The 20745-nt window shown below is 38.0% G+C and carries 24 protein-coding genes; 8 read left to right on the top strand and 16 right to left on the bottom strand.

Going from position 1 to position 20745, the window contains the following annotated elements:
• Positions 1–485 precede the first annotated feature (485 nt).
• Together NST93_RS16920 and NST93_RS16915 are read right to left on the bottom strand one after the other, a co-directional pair.
• Entirely contained in the window at positions 486–686 is a 201-nt protein-coding gene (locus NST93_RS16920) for an SHOCT domain-containing protein (RefSeq protein ID WP_405099063.1), read from the bottom strand.
• 72 nt (positions 687–758) lie between these two features.
• Positions 759–968 (bottom strand): hypothetical protein, encoded by a 210-nt coding sequence (locus tag NST93_RS16915; protein WP_405099061.1) that lies wholly within the window; start codon positions 966–968, stop codon positions 759–761.
• Between the two features lie 124 nt (positions 969–1092).
• Here NST93_RS16915 and NST93_RS16910 point away from each other — a divergent pair, with 124 nt between their 5' ends.
• Positions 1093–1431, top strand: a complete 339-nt coding sequence (locus NST93_RS16910) for a thioredoxin family protein (RefSeq protein ID WP_405099060.1) — start codon at positions 1093–1095, stop codon at positions 1429–1431.
• A gap of 20 nt (positions 1432–1451) precedes the next feature.
• Here the strand turns inward: NST93_RS16910 and NST93_RS16905 are convergent, their stop codons facing one another.
• From NST93_RS16905 to NST93_RS16890, 4 genes are read right to left on the bottom strand one after another with little or no spacing between them, the layout of a single operon-like run.
• The gene (locus tag NST93_RS16905; RefSeq protein ID WP_405099058.1) at positions 1452–2657 is read right to left on the bottom strand and encodes a hypothetical protein; all 1206 of its coding nucleotides are present in this window, start codon (positions 2655–2657) and stop codon (positions 1452–1454) included.
• Between the two features lie 12 nt (positions 2658–2669).
• Positions 2670–3512: a hypothetical protein gene (locus tag NST93_RS16900; protein ID WP_405099056.1), complete on the bottom strand. Its 843-nt coding sequence runs from the start codon at positions 3510–3512 to the stop codon at positions 2670–2672.
• Positions 3509–4198: an ABC transporter ATP-binding protein gene (locus NST93_RS16895; RefSeq protein WP_405099054.1), complete on the bottom strand. Its 690-nt coding sequence runs from the start codon at positions 4196–4198 to the stop codon at positions 3509–3511. Before NST93_RS16895 ends, NST93_RS16900 begins: the two co-directional genes overlap by 4 nt.
• Complete coding sequence (locus tag NST93_RS16890; RefSeq protein WP_405099052.1) at positions 4195–4575, bottom strand: GntR family transcriptional regulator; 381 nt, start codon at positions 4573–4575, stop codon at positions 4195–4197. The genes NST93_RS16895 and NST93_RS16890 overlap by 4 nt, the downstream gene beginning before the upstream one ends.
• Before the next feature lie 404 nt (positions 4576–4979).
• Here NST93_RS16890 and NST93_RS16885 point away from each other — a divergent pair, with 404 nt between their 5' ends.
• Positions 4980–5744: an exodeoxyribonuclease III gene (locus NST93_RS16885; protein WP_405099050.1), complete on the top strand. Its 765-nt coding sequence runs from the start codon at positions 4980–4982 to the stop codon at positions 5742–5744.
• Positions 5745–5790: 46 nt separating this feature from the next.
• Here the strand turns inward: NST93_RS16885 and NST93_RS16880 are convergent, their stop codons facing one another.
• The 4 genes from NST93_RS16880 to NST93_RS16865 all read right to left on the bottom strand — a co-directional run bounded on the left by NST93_RS16880 (position 5791) and on the right by NST93_RS16865 (position 9575).
• Entirely contained in the window at positions 5791–6252 is a 462-nt protein-coding gene (locus NST93_RS16880; protein ID WP_405099048.1) for a chemotaxis protein CheX, read from the bottom strand.
• A 28-nt stretch (positions 6253–6280) separates the two neighbouring features.
• Positions 6281–7051: a flagellar motor protein MotB gene (locus NST93_RS16875; protein ID WP_405099046.1), complete on the bottom strand. Its 771-nt coding sequence runs from the start codon at positions 7049–7051 to the stop codon at positions 6281–6283.
• On the bottom strand, positions 7044–7829 hold the full coding sequence (gene motA, locus NST93_RS16870; protein WP_405099044.1) for a flagellar motor stator protein MotA: 786 nt from the start codon (positions 7827–7829) through the stop codon (positions 7044–7046). Before motA ends, NST93_RS16875 begins: the two co-directional genes overlap by 8 nt.
• 798 nt (positions 7830–8627) lie before the next feature.
• Positions 8628–9575, bottom strand: coding sequence for an MBL fold metallo-hydrolase (locus NST93_RS16865; protein ID WP_405099041.1), 948 nt, complete (start codon positions 9573–9575; stop codon positions 8628–8630).
• Between the two features lie 182 nt (positions 9576–9757).
• Here NST93_RS16865 and NST93_RS16860 point away from each other — a divergent pair, with 182 nt between their 5' ends.
• From NST93_RS16860 to NST93_RS16840, 5 genes are all read left to right on the top strand, one after another.
• Complete coding sequence (locus NST93_RS16860) at positions 9758–10372, top strand: spore coat protein (protein ID WP_405099039.1); 615 nt, start codon at positions 9758–9760, stop codon at positions 10370–10372.
• Positions 10373–10491: 119 nt separating this feature from the next.
• Positions 10492–11301 (top strand): TIGR00266 family protein, encoded by an 810-nt coding sequence (locus tag NST93_RS16855; RefSeq protein WP_405099038.1) that lies wholly within the window; start codon positions 10492–10494, stop codon positions 11299–11301.
• 68 nt (positions 11302–11369) lie between these two features.
• A complete protein-coding gene (locus NST93_RS16850) occupies positions 11370–11537 on the top strand; it encodes a YfhD family protein (RefSeq protein ID WP_405099036.1) in 168 nt (55 codons plus the stop codon).
• A 141-nt stretch (positions 11538–11678) separates the two neighbouring features.
• Complete coding sequence (locus NST93_RS16845; RefSeq protein WP_405099034.1) at positions 11679–12128, top strand: YueI family protein; 450 nt, start codon at positions 11679–11681, stop codon at positions 12126–12128.
• A 39-nt stretch (positions 12129–12167) separates the two neighbouring features.
• Entirely contained in the window at positions 12168–13307 is a 1140-nt protein-coding gene (locus NST93_RS16840) for a conserved virulence factor C family protein (RefSeq protein ID WP_405099032.1), read from the top strand.
• Positions 13308–13669: 362 nt separating this feature from the next.
• On the opposite strand, the gene NST93_RS16835 is transcribed toward NST93_RS16840, so the two are convergent.
• The 3 genes from NST93_RS16835 to NST93_RS16825 form a co-directional block, all read right to left on the bottom strand.
• The gene (locus NST93_RS16835; protein ID WP_405099030.1) at positions 13670–14209 is read right to left on the bottom strand and encodes a cysteine hydrolase family protein; all 540 of its coding nucleotides are present in this window, start codon (positions 14207–14209) and stop codon (positions 13670–13672) included.
• Between the two features lie 112 nt (positions 14210–14321).
• A complete protein-coding gene (locus tag NST93_RS16830) occupies positions 14322–15185 on the bottom strand; it encodes a phosphotransferase family protein (protein ID WP_405099028.1) in 864 nt (287 codons plus the stop codon).
• Positions 15186–15230: 45 nt separating this feature from the next.
• On the bottom strand, positions 15231–15749 hold the full coding sequence (locus NST93_RS16825; protein WP_405099026.1) for a hypothetical protein: 519 nt from the start codon (positions 15747–15749) through the stop codon (positions 15231–15233).
• A gap of 196 nt (positions 15750–15945) precedes the next feature.
• Between NST93_RS16825 and NST93_RS16820 the strand changes: the two genes are divergently transcribed.
• On the top strand, positions 15946–17928 hold the full coding sequence (locus NST93_RS16820; RefSeq protein ID WP_405099024.1) for an acetoacetate--CoA ligase: 1983 nt from the start codon (positions 15946–15948) through the stop codon (positions 17926–17928).
• A gap of 38 nt (positions 17929–17966) precedes the next feature.
• Here the strand turns inward: NST93_RS16820 and NST93_RS16815 are convergent, their stop codons facing one another.
• From NST93_RS16815 to NST93_RS16805, 3 genes are all read right to left on the bottom strand, one after another.
• Positions 17967–18782, bottom strand: coding sequence for a DUF4097 family beta strand repeat-containing protein (locus NST93_RS16815; protein WP_405099022.1), 816 nt, complete (start codon positions 18780–18782; stop codon positions 17967–17969).
• A gap of 117 nt (positions 18783–18899) precedes the next feature.
• Positions 18900–20330 carry a sodium/pantothenate symporter gene (panF, locus tag NST93_RS16810; protein ID WP_405103931.1) on the bottom strand — a complete coding sequence of 477 codons (1431 nt, stop codon included), beginning with the start codon at positions 20328–20330 and terminating at the stop codon, positions 18900–18902.
• Entirely contained in the window at positions 20330–20605 is a 276-nt protein-coding gene (locus tag NST93_RS16805) for a YhdT family protein (RefSeq protein ID WP_405099020.1), read from the bottom strand. The genes panF and NST93_RS16805 overlap by 1 nt, the downstream gene beginning before the upstream one ends.
• Positions 20606–20745 lie beyond the last annotated feature (140 nt).

The raw sequence follows: 20745 nt of genomic DNA, 5'->3' as shown, positions 1-20745 counted from the left end.
AGAAAGCTTTTGAAGTTAACTTTTATAATTGGATACTCATTCATAGTCGATTGAAATCTGATAATCTTAATTCAGGTTAACCCTGTTTTTTCTGGACAGATGTATGCTCATAGACAGTTTCACCGCTTGTCTGGCTGCCACTGTCTGATAGAGGTGTTCTAATAGATGGTTTCTCCACTTTTCTTACTCCCACTGGCTTAGAGAAGTGTTAGCATCACCTGTTAAATAACAATTCTGATTTCCTTGGGCAGAGAGAAAACTTATCAAAGACAGTTTTTCGAAATCCAGTTTTATATTGTCTATGCGCAACCTTATTAATAACAAGCTATCAAATTTGCGGTATATTTTCGGGGGGAAGTTATTCTAAACTAAATTAATCAGGAGTCCACTTAAAATCCGAACGAATTCAAGGTATCGTTCGGATTTTATTAAATTAAATTTATTTTGTCTCAGTCTTTTTAACATTTTATAATTGAATCCTCAAGTCAAGTTTTGCCTCTCCTTCTCTTCGCTTCTTCATAGTCTTCCTTGGAAAGCTCTCCCTTTTCATATCTCTCTTTCATAATATCTAACGAATCTCGTGCTGTACTTTTCGAATTCTTGCCACTGAAACGGATGAGAATAATAACGAGCACAATTAATACAATCGCTGACAAAATAATACGGATAATAAATTCTGTCGGCATATAGCATCACCTCTTCATTTCATTATTCCCGGATAATGGCTGAATAAGCAAAGAAACGGCTCATCATACTGTTTAGTCACTTTTCTCTTTATATTTGCGTTCACTTTGTGAATCGTCTTTTGTCTTATGCTTGTCTTTTTCATCTTCTTGTTCTATCTTTAAATCCTCTAGCGGAATATCATCGACAAATCGCTGCTCATAAAAACCATCAAGCTTCGTACGATCTTCCTCATTCCATTTCGTTCTTTCGCCTTCTGTGGATTTTCTATTTTTATCGCTCAATATATTCACCTCACATCTTTTTAATATTTTTCCCTGATGTACTGTTAATAAACATATTAGGGGGTAGATATGAAAAAAACTGTTATATTATAAATAAACAAAACTTCTAATTGGAGGCAAAATAATGCGCGAATTTGAAGAACTGACATCTCTACACGACATCGATGCCTTTCTTAAAGAACATCAATTAGCTTTCCTGTATATTTCACGCACAAATTGCAGTGTTTGTCATGCACTGCTCCCTCAAGTGAAGGAATTAATGACAGCATATCCAGAAATTCAACTTGGTCATATTAATGCAGATCATGTTGAGGCAGTAGCAGGGAAGTTTTCCATCTTTACAATTCCTGTTCTGTTATTATTTATTGAAGGGAAAGAACATGTTCGTGAGGCGAGAATTGTTCATATGGATTTATTCAAAGAAAAAATAGATAAAATATATCAAAACGTGGCTGGAAATTAAGTTTCCCAGCCACGTTTTGATTAATCTATATATACATCATTAAATTCGATGAGGTAAGGAAGCATTTCCCTATTTGCGTTGGTAATTTTTATATCACCTTCATATTGGATTTCTGCATTATCCAAATCAATGATAAATAATTTTCTTTGGTTACTGCCATTTTCTCCTACAGAACTAATAAAAGAAAAATCCTCTCCTGCTGCAAAATAGCCAACCACTCCTTCACTGACAGTTGGTTCTAATGGAATATGCCTTACTTCTCCTAATTCATTTTTCTCTAAGTGATATGGATAAATATCAATCCTATCCTCTACATGAATAATAAAGTAAATAAATTCATCTTTAATGACATAATGATTGGAAGAGTGAACATCATACATATTGTTTGCATCAATATTTTTATCCCATTCTGGCGGAAGCGTAATCGTCCGCTGTTCGCCTGACTGTACATGGTATGACTTCACTTCCAAAGAGATTACCTCTCCTTCTCCAGTCTCCTCATCCCATTTATTTTCTTCCACTTTATATACAAGATAAGGCTCTTCTTTAATATTTCCAAAGTTATTCAGAATACTATAGTAACTGTCTGCAGGGAGAATTTCCAACGTTTTTTGGTCGGTTATCTTCTCTTCATTGATATCTATTTCATAAACACGGAGTTGTTCACCATCCCGATAATAATTGGAGGTAAATACATATATTTTATCCCCAGCCGCTTGAATCTCTTCTATATACATATATTCAAAACCGGCTTCTTCTGCTATTTTTACAGTAACGTCTTTTTCTTCATTCTTTACTTTATCCAGGATTGCTACTTCAAACTTATTTTTACCTTTCCCTTGAGAATAAGGACCAACATAAACGACCCGGCCTTCATCTTCATAAAGTAATTCTCTTTCATTCTTTCCGCGCATAAAACCGCGATAATCCTCAATTAGTTTTGCTGTATTCACATGGGAATAAGAGTTGTTTAAACGTTCAAGATACCCTAAATCAGAATAATCCATCATGTCTTGAGCAGTTAATTTAAACTCATTCCAGCTCATTCTGCCATTTTCATAATTCCCTTCAATGGTAATATTCTCCGCTATATTATTTTTATCTGATACCGTTACAAGTTCCAGCTCGGGGAGTTCTTCTTTTGCTAAAGCACCATAAACGTAATATATACTAAAGGTTACAAGAATAATCGCAAACAAAATAATTGGCTTCCAGTATTTTTTCATTATATGCCCTCCTTATACCGTTACTTTCTTGTTAATTAAATAATTACTGACCCATAGCGATAATGCCGTAATTATTGCCCAAAGAACGGCATGTACAATCAACAGTTCTATTGGATATAAAAAGTCTCTCCCCAAAATAGTTGTAATTATTTCCGGCAGCAGAAAAATGATTAATGCAGCCGCTGCATAAATAATTCCTAATACCGCACCTTTAAGACGATAGCTTCTCTCAAATAAAATCGCTGTATATAATACAAAAATCGCCGTAAAGCCAACTCCATAATAAATGAGAAATTCAATAAAACTGGTTGGAAGTAAAAGTCCCAAGTGTTGATTTCCATAGCCATTTTTGACTAATTCAATGATTGGCATGTCAATCCGCAAGTTTGCTGGGATTATCCATTGCAGTATTTTCTCGGTAATTTTAAAAATGATAAGTTGTAATGCTGATAATCCAAGCACCATCATAAAAATTGCTGTTGCTTTTGAAAAGAAGATATTCATTCTTGCAGTTGGCAACATTAATAACCTGTAAATAAATGTATTTTTCCCAAACCAATCACGATACCAGATATATATGCTATAAATTAACAGTACAGCAGCTGCAAATATCACAGGAAAGATAAACCAGTCTGTTCCAACTAGATCTGCCAAACCATATTTCCCACTTTGTTCCAAAAACTGTTCAGTGGTGAGGCCTTCAACATATATCGCCTTCTCAAAATCATTCATATACCCATTCGCTATAGTCATCGTGCCTGCAATCTGCGAAAGAATCGTGATTCCTGCAAGCACAAAGTATATTTTAATAAAACGGCCAAGTTCAAAATTTACCAGTTTCAAATAGCTTTTCATCCGCGGTAAACCTCCCTCATCACATCGACTACTGACTTCCCTTCAACTTCACGCATTTCTTCTGTATTAAATTCCTTAAATACAATCCCATCATCAATAAGAACAACCTTGTCAATGAGATGTTCAATATCATTAATTTCATGTGTAGTAATAATAACCCCTCGGTCTTCTACAAGATGACTTGTAAAGACATCAGCAATTTGCTCTCTGCTGAAAATGTCTATTCCTGAAAAAGGCTCATCCATCAGCAAATAATCAACATCGAGTGCTAAACCAAGCAATAAATTTACCTTGGCAACATTCCCTTTTGATAAACTGCTGATTCGATCTTCCTTTTTTAATTTAAAAAATTGTAAGAGTTCTTCTGCGCGTTTGTCATTCCAACTCCCGTAATAATCCTTCATAAATTGTATCGCTTCTTTCACTTTCATTTGTGGCAGCATTGTAATTGCATCTGGAATAAAAGTGATTTTTTCGTATGTTTCTTTTGATAGTTTTTTTCCATCTATAAGTATCTCACCACTCGACATCGGAGTCAGATTCATAATCCCATTAAGAATGGTTGTTTTGCCCACCCCATTTATTCCAATAAGGCAAGTAATCTCACCTTTGTTCGCGGTAAATGAAACACCTTGAAGTACTTTTTTTCTCCCAAATCTTTTAGTAATATTTTTCACCTCAATCATTTCTGACCCCCCTTTTCTTTCTCATATTTTTCTTTAACCATGTCAACAAGTTCATCTAATGGAATATTGATTGGTTCAACTGCAGCAATAAAGGAATTTACTGCGTTCTCAATTAATTCTGTTCGAACGACACGAAGCACCTTTTCATCCTTTGTTATACGACTTGGATTATTTCCCTCTGTAAAAATCAAGCCTGCTTCCTCCATTTCTTTATATGCTCTTTGTGCTGTATTTGGATTGATCTTCAGCTGCCCAGCCAATTCACGTCTTGATGGAATCTCCTGTCCTGGTTCATAATAGCCACTGGCAATCTGCTCCTTAAAATGCTGGACAACCTGTACATAAACTGGGTCTCTTTTATTAAAAATTATCTTCAATATAATCCTCCTGACTCAACGGATTCAAAACAAACTTTCGTATTAAACACTTAATACACCAAAGGTAAAATTATGTGTATTATACGGTTAATACACATAAGCCACACGATATGTATTAACTGCATAATACACTCTATGAACTGTATTATATGGTTAATACATAAAACTGTCAATACAGTTTTAAAATAAATACCTGGCTTCCCCCAGTAATCTTATTAAAATCAATCGTTAAACAGCAAAGCTAAAATTGCTTTTAATTTATCAGCAGTTTGTATCTGCTTAGCTGATCTGATATTTTCCTTATACAAAAGTTGAATCATTATATCTATCCTCCCTGAATCAAGAAGACTGCTGCTTATGTTACAATGGAACATACCGATTCATAGCAGAAGGAGTTAGTAAAAATGAAATTAGTCTCATGGAATGTAAATGGAATACGCGCTTGCGTTCGTAAAGGATTTTTAGATTATTTTAATGAGGTAGACGCAGATATTTTCTGTATTCAAGAGTCCAAGCTTCAAGAAGGACAGATTGACCTTGAACTTGAAGGCTATCACCAATACTGGAATTATGCAGAGAAAAAAGGTTACTCCGGCACTGCCGTCTTCACAAAAAAAGAGCCGATTCGTGTGCATTACGGTGTTGGTGAGGAAGAAACCCAAGATGAGGGCCGGATTATTACACTGGAATTTGAAGATTTTTATCTTGTAAATGTTTATACACCAAATGCCAAACGTGATTTATCAAGATTAGATTACCGTCTGGATTGGGAAGACAAGCTATTTCATTACTTAGTTGAACTAGATAAGACGAAACCAGTTATCTACTGTGGCGATTTAAATGTAGCTCATCATGAAATAGACATTCGTAACTACAAAACAAATTATGGAAATTCCGGATTTACTGTGGAAGAGCGCGGAAAAATGACACGACTGCTTGATGCGGGATTTATTGATACACTGCGTTATTTCCACCCAGATACGGAAGGCATTTATACATGGTGGTCCTATATGAGCAAGGTGCGTGAACGAAATATCGGGTGGAGGATTGATTACTTTATCGTTTCTGAGCGGATTAAAAATGCACTTGAACAGTCTGAAGCCCATTCATTGGTACTCGGAAGTGACCATTGTCCCATTGTATTAGAAGTAAATAAGGAATTGCTGTGAAATATAAAAATAACCCTGAAATATCCATTCATTTCAGGGTTATACCTTAATTAAGCAGTAAATATAAATCCAATTCGCCGGCTTCATCAAATGCGGCAGTAATTTTAATAGCCTTTTCATAACCGGATAATGTTGTGTTTCCTTGCATAACTGTAGGAACGGTTATATCTATTGCAAAGCCTTTTTCAACGATTTGCGTAGCTATCCCACCTGCAAGCATATTGCCCAGCTCCCCACTAAAAGATACCAGCATTTCCTCTTCCAGCTGCATGCCAAACATTTTTTCTCCAATCGAACCAAAAACAGCCTTTTCCCCGGCTATAATTAATCTGCCTTTAATATCTCCCGTAAACCCGATTAAAATTCCGTAATGAAGGGTTAAAGCCTCTCCAGATAACTGCGGGGCACCTAAATTATAATTCATCGGGACAATTTGTCTTAAAGCTGTTTGCATCCCATTTAATAAATCTGTTATTATTCTATTTCTATCAGTGGTTGTTTCAATCATTATGTCGCCTACTTTTTCTTTATTTAAATTAATCTTCATCAATGTTTATTTCAAAGTTTGGTAAAACCAGAATTTCTACTCTTCTGTTTTTCGCTCTATTTTCTTCACTTGTATTTGGCACACTTGGCTGATATTCACCAAAGCCTTTTGCACTAAATAGTGTAGGATCATGCATTCCATCAGCTAAAATTTCCTTCATGAAATTGACTGCCCTGATGACACTCAGCTCCCAGTTAGAAGCAAACTCTACCGTGTGCATCGGCCGGTCATCCGCATGGCCACTGATTATAATCTGATGCGGAGAATGTGTATCAAGGAAGCTTGACACCTCTTTAGCAATTGTAATGCCTTCTTCGTTGACTTCTGCACTTCCAGAAGCAAACGATATATCACTAACAATCGTAATAAATAATCCCTCATTTGTTAAACTCGTTGCAAGATCATCTGTTAAGTTATTCGTTTCGATGTAATTATTTATATTCGCTTGTAATTCCTTAAGATCATTCAATTCCCGAATGCTGTTTGCTGCCTCACTATCTTCTATCTCTTCTTCCTCTTCTTCATTCTCATTAGGAACCTCTTCGGTAGTTTTGGTAAATGGTTCTTCCACAATGGAATCGCTTGATCCTGAAAGTTCACTTCGAAAAACATTTGCAAGCTCTTTATACTTTTGAGCATCAATCTCACCCATAGCAAATAACACGATAAATAGCGCAACAAGCAGTGTCAGCATATCAGAATAGGGAAGCAGCCACGACTCATCTGGTCGTTCTTCATTCTTCCGTCTTCTTTTAGGCATCAGAACTCACCTGCTTCATTGTTGAAATTTCTTTTGAAGGCAGATATGAGCTTAACTTTTCATTAATAACTGTTGGGGATTCCCCATTCGTAATCGAAAGAATTCCTTCAATCATTATTTCTTTTATTTCAACTTCTTTTTTTGATTTTTGTTTTAATTTATTGGCGAATGGATGCCATAATACATACCCAGTGAAGATCCCTAATAGAGTAGCGATAAATGCCGCTGAAATAGCAGCTCCCAACGCTTCCATGTCTTCCATATTGCCCAGCGCCGCGATTAAACCAATAACTGCCCCAAGTACTCCAAGTGTCGGTGCATATGTACCAGCTTGCTCGAACACTTTAGCTCCTTCTTCATGACGGCTTTCCATCGCATATATTCTTTCTAGCATAATTTCACGAATAAATTCTGGTGACTGGCCATCAACAGCTAATTGCAGACCCAGAGATAGAAAGTCATCATCTGTTTCTTTTAACTGTTTTTCCAAAGACAGTAAGCCTTCCTTACGCGTCTGGTTTGACCACTCTGTGAATATTTCAATGAGCTCCGGTAATTCGACTTGTTTATCATTCTTTAACAAAACCCTGAAATAGGAAGGGACATTTTTAATTGTGCTTGCAGGAAAAGCAATAATTACTGATGCCGCTGTCCCCAAGAAAATAATAAGTAGTGCTGCAGGGTTGATTAAAGCAGCGACTCCAACACCTTTTAACACCATTCCCACGCCAACCGCAATAAGACCTAAAATAATACCTATAATTGATGTTTTATCCATTTATATACCCCCATCGTATATTTCTATTTATTTAAGCGAAATATACTGCTTTTAACTTAAATAATCGTATAATGCTTATTACCCACTTTATATCGGTTTATTCTCAAGTAAATGAAGGTAGTTCTAGAAAGAATTAATAATAAATTTACTGTATCCGCATACATTTTACACAAGATATTCACATCTCAAATTAAAAAGCTCGCTATTACCAGTTTCCTAGCAATAACGAACTTTTTTAAAAAAAGCTGAAACTAACACGTGCTTCAGCTTTTGATTCGGCTAGCTTCTGCGACCAGCAACTTGCAAACTTCGCACTCCTTCACTACGATAAGTCAACATCGGTTCGCTTCGCTCTCCGTGTTTCCTTTATCTCATTGCGGAGTGCTCCAGTTTGTTCGTTGCTAAACGGTCGCTTCAGCTTTTGGTTCGGCTAGCTTCTCCACGCTGGGACTGACGAACTTCCCGCGCTTTCAGTCAATAAAGAAGACTTGTCGAACAAAGTGAGGCTTAGTCGCACTTATACCCTTGCGGTGAAAGTCAACATCCCTCCCACTCGTCCCGAGTGGAAGGGTGTTTCCTTTATTTCCTTGCACCGCAGTCCAGTTCGTACGTCCCTTAACGCGTGCTTCAGCTTTTGATTCGGCTAGCTTCTGCACGCAGGGACTGACGAACTTCCCGCGCTTTCAGTCAATAAGTCAACATCCCTCCCACTCGTCCCGAGTGGAAGGGTGTTTCCTTTATTTCCTTGCACCGCAGTCCAGTTCGTACGTCCCTTAACGCGTGCTTCAGCTTTTGATATTATTGTTTTATTTTTTGGTAGTAATCCATAATTCCCAATGCGCTTATTTGGAGGTCGAGGTTGATGATAATGTAAATTTCATGGTCTATAGGTATACCTTGACCCTGCAAGTGCGTTTTTACTTGATTCATAATCCGGCGGGAAATCTCATTGTAGTTTCCGCCCTCATCGATAACACTTTCGGCAATATCAACAAAGATATCGAGCCACTCTGCTGTTTGCTTTAATGCTTCTGTTGGATTCTCTGTCATCCCAAAGTGACCATAATAAATCCGATCAACATTTTTCTCAAGCACACGCCTGATTGATGCATGCATATCATTAGGATTAAAATGATTCGGTGAAGTGGATGGCAGATAAAATTCCACACCAGCATTCAATAAGCGTTCATAAATAATTCCAACTGTATCTCCGGTAAATATTCCATTGCTCACAGGATCGTAAATACTTATATGATGCTTTGCATGGCCAGGTGTATCCCAAAATTCCAGTGTACAATTCGGACCAATTTCTAATGTATCACCTTCCGTTTTTGTAATAATACGTTCTTCTGGCACTGGCACGATTGGATCGTATATTTCAGAGAAACTATCTCCATAAATTGCTCTCGCTCCTGCCGCAAGCTTTTTTGGATCAATTAAATGCCTTGCACCCCTTGGATGAACAATCAGCTTCGCGTTTGGACAAAGCTGGAGCAGCACGCCCGCTCCACCCGCATGGTCCAGGTGGACATGTGTGACAATAATATACTTTACATCAAGAAGTGTGTGTCCCAGCTGTTCCAGCCCTTTTTTGATATACTTCACAGATGGACTTGGACCAACTTCAACCAATGTTAATGCTGTCTCGTTAATGACGTATGTACCAGTACGACTCGGAATATCCATATCAAAGCCATCAATAAGTGAAATTCGGTCATCCAATCGAATCGGCTGTTTCTCTTTCATCGTATAGCCTCCCCTTGTATTTCTTTCTTACACTCATCATAACAAAGATGAATTTATTTTTAAAAAATTAGGCAATCAATCCAGAATTGATTTAATAATTATTTTTAAAACAGCGCAGTGAAGTGAATAACATTTATTCTTCTGTAAAAGCTAAGAGCGATGAATTTAAGGAGGTAGAATAAATGTTCAATCAACAACAAAATCAAAATTATGAAGGCTCTTCTCAGATGCCAGATAAAATGAGTCATGGCGGACATGAACTATTTGATGCTCATGAAGCAATTGGCGGCTTGGTTGGTGGACTCGAGCATAGTGTGATGTATGAACAATATGTGAAGGATCCTGAATTAAAACAGATTATGACTTCACAGAAAAGCTTTCTCACCCAAATGTACAACACCATTGTGCAAACCCTTAAAACGGGACAAGAGCCGGCTGTTAAAACACAGACCTATAATATGGCTTTAAATAATAATACAATTTACGGCATGCAGCCAAAACAGCCAAAGAGTCCAGCCCAGTCAGTAAACGAAATTAATGATGAATGTATTTCAGGCTTTCTGATGGGGCATCTGAAAAGCTGCTCTTCCCATTTTACAACGACAGCTTTGGAAACATCGAACCCAGTTCTTCGCCGTGTCTTTGCGGATAGTATACCGAATTTAATCGAAATGGCATTTGAACTGTATCTATACCAAAACAAACATCATTATTACCAAGTTCCTCAACTAAAGCCAGAGGATATGCAGAATTACATCAATAGCTTCGCACCCGTACAAGGACAATTGCCACATTAATTTTAGGAAACGAAATGAAGACTCATTATGTTGAGTCTTCATTTTTTTATTTATTCTAATAGTTGAATCCTTTTCCTATCCAGTTCGTATGATTATGTAATCATGAAAGGGGTGGAGTTATGAATAACCACGAGGTAGATTATTTTTTACATGGAGACGATATGCAATTTGTAGAAGTGGAATTAGATCCGCAAGAAACGGTAATTGCTGAAGCAGGCAGCCTTATGATGATGGAAGATCATATTCGAATGGAAACAATCTTTGGAGATGGTTCAGATTCTCAAGACACAGGATTTATGGGGAAATTAAAAAGTGCCGGTAAGCGAGTAATTACTGGAGAAAGTCTCTTCATGACCACGTTTACAAATGATGGGACTCAAAAGAAAAGAGTTTCCTTTGCAGCTCCATATCCCGGAAAAATTATCCCGATGGATTTAAGCGAGAAAAATGGAAAGATTATTTGTCAAAAGGATGCATTTCTTGCTGCAGCTAAAGGTGTTTCAGTTGGCATCGAATTTCAGAAGAAGATGGGTGTCGGCTTTTTTGGCGGTGAAGGTTTCATCATGCAAAAACTTGAGGGAGATGGTATGGCATTTGTCCATGCGGGCGGCACAATCCATAAAAGGGAACTAGCTGTTGGTGAATCATTGCGTGTTGATACAGGTTGCCTCGTGGCAATGACTGGTGACATAGATTATAATATTGAGTATGTTGGCGGAGTGAAAACAGCATTATTTGGCGGAGAAGGTCTGTTTTTCGCAACTCTGCGCGGCCCTGGTACAGTTTGGGTCCAATCACTGCCTTTCAGCAGATTAGCAAGCAGAATCTTTGCTGCTGCTCCCGCAAGTAAAGGCGGTGGAGGCGAATCGAAGGGAGAAGGGAGTATTGCCAGCGGTTTATTCAATTTATTAGGCGGTGACCGAAAGTAATTTTTTCCTTTATAGAATATAAACAAGCTGTACATACTATCCTTATACCTTAATAAAGGAGGATAACTATGGGCAGGGATGAACATCGCAAGAAGAAAAATTCATTTTTAGCACAAACGCCAAAACAGCAAATTAGAGATGGAATGGATATTGAGTTCTCTCAGGAATTGGCTGATCAGGATGATATAGAAGCACAATCGAGAAGTAAAGCAGCAAGCAAGAGAATGAAAAAATAACACAGAAAACTCGGGTCTTTTCTCATAAAATTACCCGGGTTTTTTACTTTTTATCATTAGAATAACTGCTAGTGCTTAAGTTGCTTTTTCACTTTTTTTAACGTACATTAGGATAAACAATCACTTAAAGGATGAGTCAAAATGAGTAAGAAAAATGTTGATGACTACCTAACAGAAGGCATGTATGGAGTTCGTCTCCCTAAAGAAGAGGAAAGAATTCGTTTTCTTGGTACTTTAAGAGAAAGAGTCGTAATCGCCTTAACAATCGGGCAGGTGATGACAGACTCTGGAATTAAAAAACTTGAGGAAGCAATGAAGCAGCATCCAAAGGCTAGGTTAATTATGAATGGACATGTATCCTATCGCTTCTTAACCGAAGAAAAAGCTCTTGCAGCAAAGTACAATATTCATTATACGATGATTACAAACGAAGTTCATGAAACAGATATAGGTGCTGTTTTGACATATGACTATGCAATTGATAAAGAGGAAATTTTTATTAAAGAAGAGACTGCAGAAGAAAGTGAAGAAACAGATAATACAGAGAAGAATTCTTCATTTCTTGCAAAAATAAAGAAGTGGTTCAGCTGATTTACAACGTAACCACAAAGCTTAAGGGGGAGGAAAAACATGAAAATTGTATCCATCGAACCAACTCCAAGCCCACATTCTATGAAAATTAATGTGAACGAAGAATTGCCTGCTGGAGAAAATTATAATTATAAATATAGTGATGACTTAACGAATGCCCCTGAATACGTTCGCGGGCTTTTCCAGATTGATGGGGTTCAAAATATTTATCGTGTTGTAGATTTTATTGCACTTGCCAGAAGTCCAAAAGCAGCTTGGGAGACAATATTGCCTCAAGTTCGTGAAGCATTGGGTACTGAGGGGGAAATCAACGCTTTAGCTTCGATTGATAAACCCCAGTCAAATGATGATTATGGCGTAATTAAAGTGTTTATCCAATCTTTCCGTGGAATCCCAATTCAAGTAAAACTGGAGGAAGATGAAGAAGAAAAGCGTTTTGGCTTGCCTCAGCTATTCCAGGAAGCAATTATGAAAGCTTCCGCAGCTTCGGAGACTTTTATATTTGAGCGGAAATGGATTGAACAGGACCCGCGTTATGGGAATAGTGATGAAATTGGAAAAGAAGTTGTTGAAGAGCTTACAGCAACCTATGATAAAGAGCGATTAAACCAGCTTGTTGAAGTTGCCCTTGAAGAGCGTGATGCTTCTGAGCTTGATGCAAAGTTTAACGACGATGTCCCGTTAGATGTTCTCGAACATCCAGACTGGAAGGAACGCTATGCAGCATTGGACCGCATTATCGAACCAAGCTTAAAGCACCTTCCCTTACTTGATAAAGCATTAGATGACGCGAAGGCTTCCATCCGCAGGCTGGCAACTGCCTATCTCGGAATGATTGAAGAACCTGAAGTTCTCCCTTCACTTTACAAAGCCTTAAAAGATAAAGCTGTTAACGTAAGAAGAACTGCCGGTGACTGCCTATCTGATCTTGGCTTTAAAGAAGCAATGCCAGAGATGATTAAAACATTAGATGATTCTAGTCGGATTGTGCGCTGGCGAGGCGCAATGTTTCTTTATGAAATTGGCGATGCCACAGCAATTCCAGCACTTGAAGCTAAAACGAACGAACCTGAATTTGAGGTGCGCATGCAGATTAACATGGCGCTGGAACGAATTAAAGGCGGGAAAGAAGCAGAAGGATCTGTTTGGCATCAAATGACACAGGCAATGAAAAAATAAAAAATGAACGACGTTGGGACAAAAGGAATATAATTTAATAAAATCCGAACGATATTTTAAATTCGTTCGGATTTTAAGTGAACTCCTGATTACCTTAATTAAGAATAACTTTTGTTTTGCTCTTTTACTTCTCCCCTGTAGGTCCGCATTCCAAATGTGGTGTGACCCCCAAAAGCGAAGTGTATTCGGGATGCAATTTTCCAGGAGAGTATGCAATATACTGAATTAAGGTGATTAGCACTTTCTATCGACTATGAATCATTTTCCAGTTATAAAAAGTTAACATTAAAAGCTCTTTATTCGATAATGTTCGTCTTTATTTGGTTGGTATTAGTTAAGTCCCAGCCTCATTCTACTAAGTATTAGACTTTGCCTGACTTATACACTTCCACATATTCCTCCAAATCCAGCACTTCTATCATATTAGACCAATGCAGCACTGTGCCTACAAAATCTCTTATATCCAAACCATCCATTTCGTATGTCGCCTCATCATTAACAGTTCCCGTTGCGTCTTCAATAAAAGTGACTTTATATCCTCTATCATAGGCAGCGATTGCTGTGAACTGGCAGCAGAATTCTGTATCAAATCCTGTAATGAATAAATGGTCTGCACCCAGCTGTTCTAATTTCTTACTAAGCTCTGTCTGAAAAAAAGCACTAGGAGTTTTCTTTTCAATAATCATGTCTGCTTCATTTTTTAGAGAAACATGTAATTCTGAGCTTGGAGACTCTTTATAAAAAGGACTCGTTTCTTCATCCTCTACATGTCTGATAAATATCACAGGTTCGCCATTTTCCTTAAAGTCTTGAATAATGCCCTCAATACGCTTCAATTCTGGCTCAAAATCCTTAAATTCCACGATTGTATTTTGCACATCAATTACTAATAACGCTCTCATATCTTCACCACCTGTTTTATTTGGGTACACTAACTACTAATTCGGCATCAATATCTATATTCCTGCTCGGCACTGTATAACTAAAAATGAAATATAATTATTAGGCTCTATTTTAAGTTAAAATTTCTTTTAAAATTGCTGTGTTTTCTTCAAAAAACAAGGCATGTTTTTCTATGCCGCGGCGCTTGCACCATCCGATACTATTGAATGCGTCTGTAAAAAGATAAAATGGCAGAACAGCTTCCAAGTCAATTATTGGTCTGATGCTGGTATAACCATCTTGATAAGCTCGGTAAAAGGCTGTATCCCGACTAAGAAAGTCACGATACAGTTTTGTGAAATCTATTTCTGTTGCCCCGAATCGCACGCTTTCAAAATCGATAACTCCTACAACTTCCTCCCTCTGAATAATAATATTTGCTGGACGGAAATCCATATGTACAAAGCTTGGTCCATCGGGGCCAGGAAGCTGTTCTTTCATATCTGCAAACTTTTTTATAGCTCGATCATATAGATTTTTATCCAGGACGTCTTTTACATCTTCTGCAAAACTCAGGAATTGTCTCTCAACAAAAAGAGACCAGTTTGGAAATTCATTTTTAATTCCCATCAGCTTTTCTTTTTCCGCCGGCTGAACTGTATGCAGGGATGCGTGAAGAACCCCTACTTGAAAAGCCGCTTTTGGTGAAACCTCAGTTGTTAAGGGCTCTCCTTTTAGTTCGGACAATAAAAAGGCACCAGGACTTTCCTCGTTCCCTGACCAATAATCCAGCATTTCCGGTATCAGAGCGCGTCCTAATAAAATCTCATATGCTTCCAACTCACGCTGATACTTTAATTTTGTAAAGGGAATTTTCAAGTAAACATTTTCACCATTAACTAGCCTGCATTTATAAACCGTTGAACTATGAGAATCATCTACCTCTTGAATGCTTTGAAACTCTAAGTCAAATTGCTCAATGACTTGATTTAGCATTAAAATTCAACACCCCCTTCTCCTTTTCATGTTTGTTTACTTACACTATTCCTTACCCAATGATGCGATTGTTTCAAATATATCGGAATATGCACTCTTAATATTCGTTTCATTCACAACATCATTATATAGTCCAAATCCCCAAACCTGTACTTCATCTGTTCCATCACTCATCATTCCCGCCACGTACATTTGGTCATTAATATTGGGAGCATCCTCATAGGCTATATCTTCATAGATGAAAGGGATATAGGATTTCTCTGATTCTATGAAAAAGACAGGCATTTTTATTTGGTGATACAATTTTACATACTCTGGTTTTGCTGCTTGCTCCAGTCTTTCTTTTGTAATGAAAATTGCATCTATACCGGTCATATTCGATTCTAGTTCTTCAAGCGTAATACTGCGAAATTGTATGTTTTTCTCTCTTACTTCAGGCTTTTCACCAATAACTGCAATCGTTAAGTTTTCTCCTTCATAAATAGATGATTCATATTCATTTTTATCCTTGCAGCCCATTAAAAATGCTGACATGATAAGAAATGCCAAAACTATTTTTTTCATATATCACCATAGCCTCCTAAAACGCATGAATTCTATAAACAGTTTAACATAAAGGATAATGAATAGTGTGAACCTTTTAACTAACCAGGAAAATTTCTTTCTATCTGATAAAGTCAATCGTCACTCCTCCTTTCCTTTACACTTAGAAAACGTTTACATATAATGATAGTATTAGATACTAGAGGGAGGGCATAAATTGGAAGCTATTAAAGAAGGTGCTTTATTATGGGAACCATCCAAGGAAAGACAAGAAAACAGTAATCTTGCCCACTATATAAAGTGGCTGAATAAACAGCATAATTTAGATATCAAAAGTTACAATCAATTATGGGACTGGTCTGTGACCGAATTAGGAACCTTCTGGGAATCCATTTGGAATTATTTTGATATCCAAGCAAAAACACCTTATCACTCCGTGCTCTCAAAGTATGAAATGCCGGGAGTTAAATGGTTTGAAGGAGCAGAAATTAATTACACCGAGCATATTTTCAGAAACAGAGATAAAGATAAAACTGCAATCATTCATACGTCAGAAGCTCGTTCAGGAACACGGGAAGTCAGCTGGGGACAACTTTATAAAGATACCGCAGCCTTGCAGCAGACATTAAAAAATCTAAACGTTCGAAAGGGTGATCGCATTGTAAGCTACAGTGCGAATAATTACGAAACAGTTGTTGCCTTTTTAGCCGCTGCAAGCCTTGGAGCAATTTGGTCAAGTGCTTCTCCTGACTTTGGAACGCAAAGCGTAATCGATCGTTTTAAACAAATTAATCCGAAAATCATGTTTACTGTGGATGGCTATCGTTATGGTGGAAAAGCATTCGATCGCCTAGATACTATTAAAGAGATTCAGGCAGAACTGCCTTCTTTAGAAGCGACGATTACTATTCCATATTTAAACAACATTGACCCTGATTTTAGCCATTTAAAAAATCCGACAAGCTGGGAGCAGGCAACAAAAGCTAAAAATGAAAATGCCCTGTCTTTTACGCCTGTTGAGTTCAATGAGCCATTATGGATATTGTTTTCATCTGGAACAACCGGTAAGCCTAAGCCAATTGTACATAGCCAAGGCGGGATTTTACTTGAGCATTTAAAGACAATCACTTTTCATTGTGATTTGGATGAAAATGACCGCTTTTTTTGGTTTACAACAACAGGCTGGATGATGTGGAACTTTCTGGTCGGCGGCTTGCTGTCAGGTACAACGATTGTTCTCTTTGACGGGAATCCAGCGTATCCTTCAACAGATGCACTTTGGAAATTAGCTGAAGAAACAAAAGTGACAACTTTCGGGACAAGTGCCAGCTTTATTACAGCTTGCATGAAAGACGGAATCGTGCCAAAGGATGAATTTGATTTAAGTTATCTGGAGAATATTAGTTCAACGGGCTCACCCCTGCCTCCTGAAGGCTTTAAATGGTGCTATGACAATGTAAAAGAAAACCTCTGGATTGCATCTGTAAGCGGAGGAACTGATGTATGTACGGCCTTTATCCTTGGTTCTCCAACCTTGCCAGTGTATGCTGGTGAGCTGCAGTGCCGGGGGCTTGGAGCTAAGATTGAAAGTTTTGATGAAAATGGCATTGGAAATATAAATGAAGTTGGAGAGCTTGTTTTAACCGCTCCATTCCCATCCATGCCGATTTACTTTTGGAATGATTCGGATGGCACAAGGTATCAAGAAAGCTATTTTGAGCTATACGAAGGAATCTGGAGTCATGGGGATTACATTAAAGTGACGGAGCGAGGAACCTGTATCATTTATGGTCGTTCTGATGCAACAATTAACCGAGGTGGTATCCGGATTGGCAGCAGCGAAATTTATCGGGCAGTCGATAAAATACCAGAGATTGCAGATAGCCTAATTGTGGATATCCCTTCTCCAGCTGGTGATTCCATTACACCGTTATTCGTTGTGTTAAAAGATGGCTGCCATCTGACAGATGATTTAATAAAGCAAATTAAAACCCAAATTCGCAACGACTGTTCCCCACGTCATGTGCCAACTGGAATCTATGCCGCACCAGACCTGCCAAAAACTTTAAACGGAAAGAAACTGGAGGTCCCAGTGAAAAAAATCTTAATGGGTCAGCCAGTCGAGCGTGTCGTAAACAAAGGTTCACTAGGTAATCAAGAAGCCCTCCATTTCTTCTTGAAATTTGCAGAAAAACTATAAAAAGAAGCAAGCAACGGAACCTCGTTGCTTGCTTCTTTTCAATAATTTTCCTTAGCTAGATGTATATTGCCTACACCCGTCTTAAAGTGAAAAGAATTTTCCCCTTTACCAATTGCACTTGAAAGCTCGTTTGTTGTATTTTTATTCTTGTGAGATGGTAATTCTGATTTCACATTTCCAAGACCTGCACTAGCCTTTATAGTTGCATTCAGGTTTTCAGGTCGTGTGAATAACACATTAATATTTCCTGCTCCCGATTTCATTTTTAAATCCTGTTCTCCATTGACTGTAAAACGAACATTTCCAGAACCAGTCCTGGCAGTTATACTTCCGGTACACAGGCTCCCTTCAATATTTCCTGCCCCTGACTCAGCTAGGAAAATTACTGAGTCAATACCTTTTACTTTAATATTGCCAGCACCCGATTCAAGTTCCACTTTCGTTGCATTAATATTTTCTAAACGAATGTTTCCTGCACCTGTTTTCAAAAAGGCCTGATTAAACACTAAATCAGCTGCACTAATATTACCGGCTGAAGTTTGAATTGTGTAATGATCTGCAAAGTTCTTTGGCAACTTTACTTCGAGCTTGCAAGACTTTGGCTGAACGATGATTCCTATTCTTCGCTCTTTTTGTACCCGGGCATTAATCTCCAGCTTTTCATTTACAACATTCACCTGAAGCTCAGGACCTTTCTCATATGTTTCAAGGACAATGTTAACTTGCTGTTTATCATGTGTTAGAAAAGTGATATTTGCTATATCCGAATTGATCGCCAACTCTGGCATATGTCCAGCCTCTATTGTATTTTCCTGAATGATTTGTTCCCTGTTCAAACCAAATAGATTTATCATTACACTCACCCCATCTAATTTAACTTCTTATCCCAGTCTATCTAAAAAAACAAATCAATCCAACATGCCAGCGATTGAAGTGTCCTCCGTCCAAAGGCTGAAAAACGAGATAGTCGGTTATCTGCTGATTGTTCTATTTGTAGCTAAGCTTGTCAGGACGTAGCCCATAAGTGAGAGTACAATAGCCGTAACAACGGAGTGCATTCCAAATGGCTGCGGGTAGAAGTTTTCAAAAACAATATAACTGCCTGCCCCAATAATCATAGAGGTTAAAGCTCCATATTTATTGCCTTTATTCCAATACAGTCCAAGAACAATTGGCCAAATGAACGCAGCTTCTAATCCCCCCATTGAAAATAGATTGAGCCAGATAATGAGATCAGGCGGATTCAAGGACAGTAAAACAACAATAATTCCAAGGAGTGCAGTGATTCCCATACTCAATGAACGCACCCTTTTCTCTTCAGCTTTTGGTTCAATATAGTTTAAATAGACATCCTTAACAATTGTTGAGCTTACTAATAACAGCAAGGAGTTTACAGTGGTCATAATTGCTGCCATCGGTGCAGCAAGTACAATTCCCGTTAGCCAATTTGGCAATACTTCTTGAGCGACAAGAGGCATAACGGTATCTCCTACCTCAATGCCTGGAAGAACAGGGCGAGAAAGTGCACCAATTAAATGCATATTTAGCATAATAAATCCTACAACAAGTGTACTAATAATAATTGCTCTATGCATCGAGCGTGAATTTTTATAGGACATCGTTCTTACTGCGATTTGCGGTAAAGCTACAACACCGACCCCAACTAGCACCCAAAAGGAGGATACATATGCAGGCGTAAGTGTTCCTTCAGCACCGAACGGCGTAATGAGATTTGGATTCTCCGCAGCCATATCGGAAATAATCTGTGGGAGTCCTCCACCGGCGATGATGACACCAATCAGCAAAATCAATGTTCCGAATACCATCACAATCCCTTGTATCGCATCGGTTAGTGCAATGGAACGGAAGCCGCCAATAATGACATAGACAAGAATTGAAATTGAAAAAATTAGTAATGAAGATAAATAAGAAAGTCCTGTTAAAGATTGAATCAGCCTGCCGCCGCCAATCCACTGTGCCGACATTGCAGCAAAAAGAAATAATAGAATACTTAGGGCAGACAGAATAACAACCCATTTTGATTGATACCTTTCTTTCAGAAAATCAACAATGGTAACTGCTTTATATTTTCTAGTAACAATAGCAAACTTTTTTCCTAAAATCATTAATACAAAGTAACCAGTGACAAGCTGTGACATGGACAGCAGCACCCAGCCAAGTCCTTCATTGTATGCTGCACCCGGTCCACTCAGGAAGCTGCTTGCACTTCCATATGTTGTAACCATTGTCATCGCGAGCACGAAGCCACCAAGACTTCTTCCACCTAGAAAATACTCCTGAAGAAAAGAATTGGTTGTCCTCACATATTTACTTGCCCAAATCCCTATTATACTTATAATTGCTAAGAAAATTAATAATGGAATAATCGCTTGCCAGTTCATCATTCGTGGTTCTCCTCATCTTCAATTGGCACATCTACAAAGAATTTTTTTACTACAATAATAACTAGTACTGCCATTACAATAAAACCCGCAACACAGCTATAAAAAAACCATGCAGGCAATCCAAATACAAAAGAATACTCTGAAGGATCCTTGCTCCCAAGGCCATAAGCAAAGCCAAACCACCAAATAAAATTAAACAGTGCAAGTCCAACTCCGATTAACGCTTCACGATTAGCTATTTTATTTATATCATGTTTATTCAAAGGATTCATTACGAATACCTCCTTAAGATTTAAATCCGTTAAAGATATGTCTTTATTCTATAGGAGTCTCTTCGTTTAGTGAAGTATTTCTTACCTAAAGAAGGACCCAGCCTTCATTGGCTGAGTCCTTTTTCATTGGGGGTGCAAAT

Origin of the sequence: Oceanobacillus sp. FSL H7-0719, assembly GCF_045040795.1 — a bacterium.
In the GTDB taxonomy this organism is placed as follows: domain Bacteria; phylum Bacillota; class Bacilli; order Bacillales; family Amphibacillaceae; genus Oceanobacillus.
This window is presented reverse-complemented; position numbering and strand designations above follow the sequence as displayed.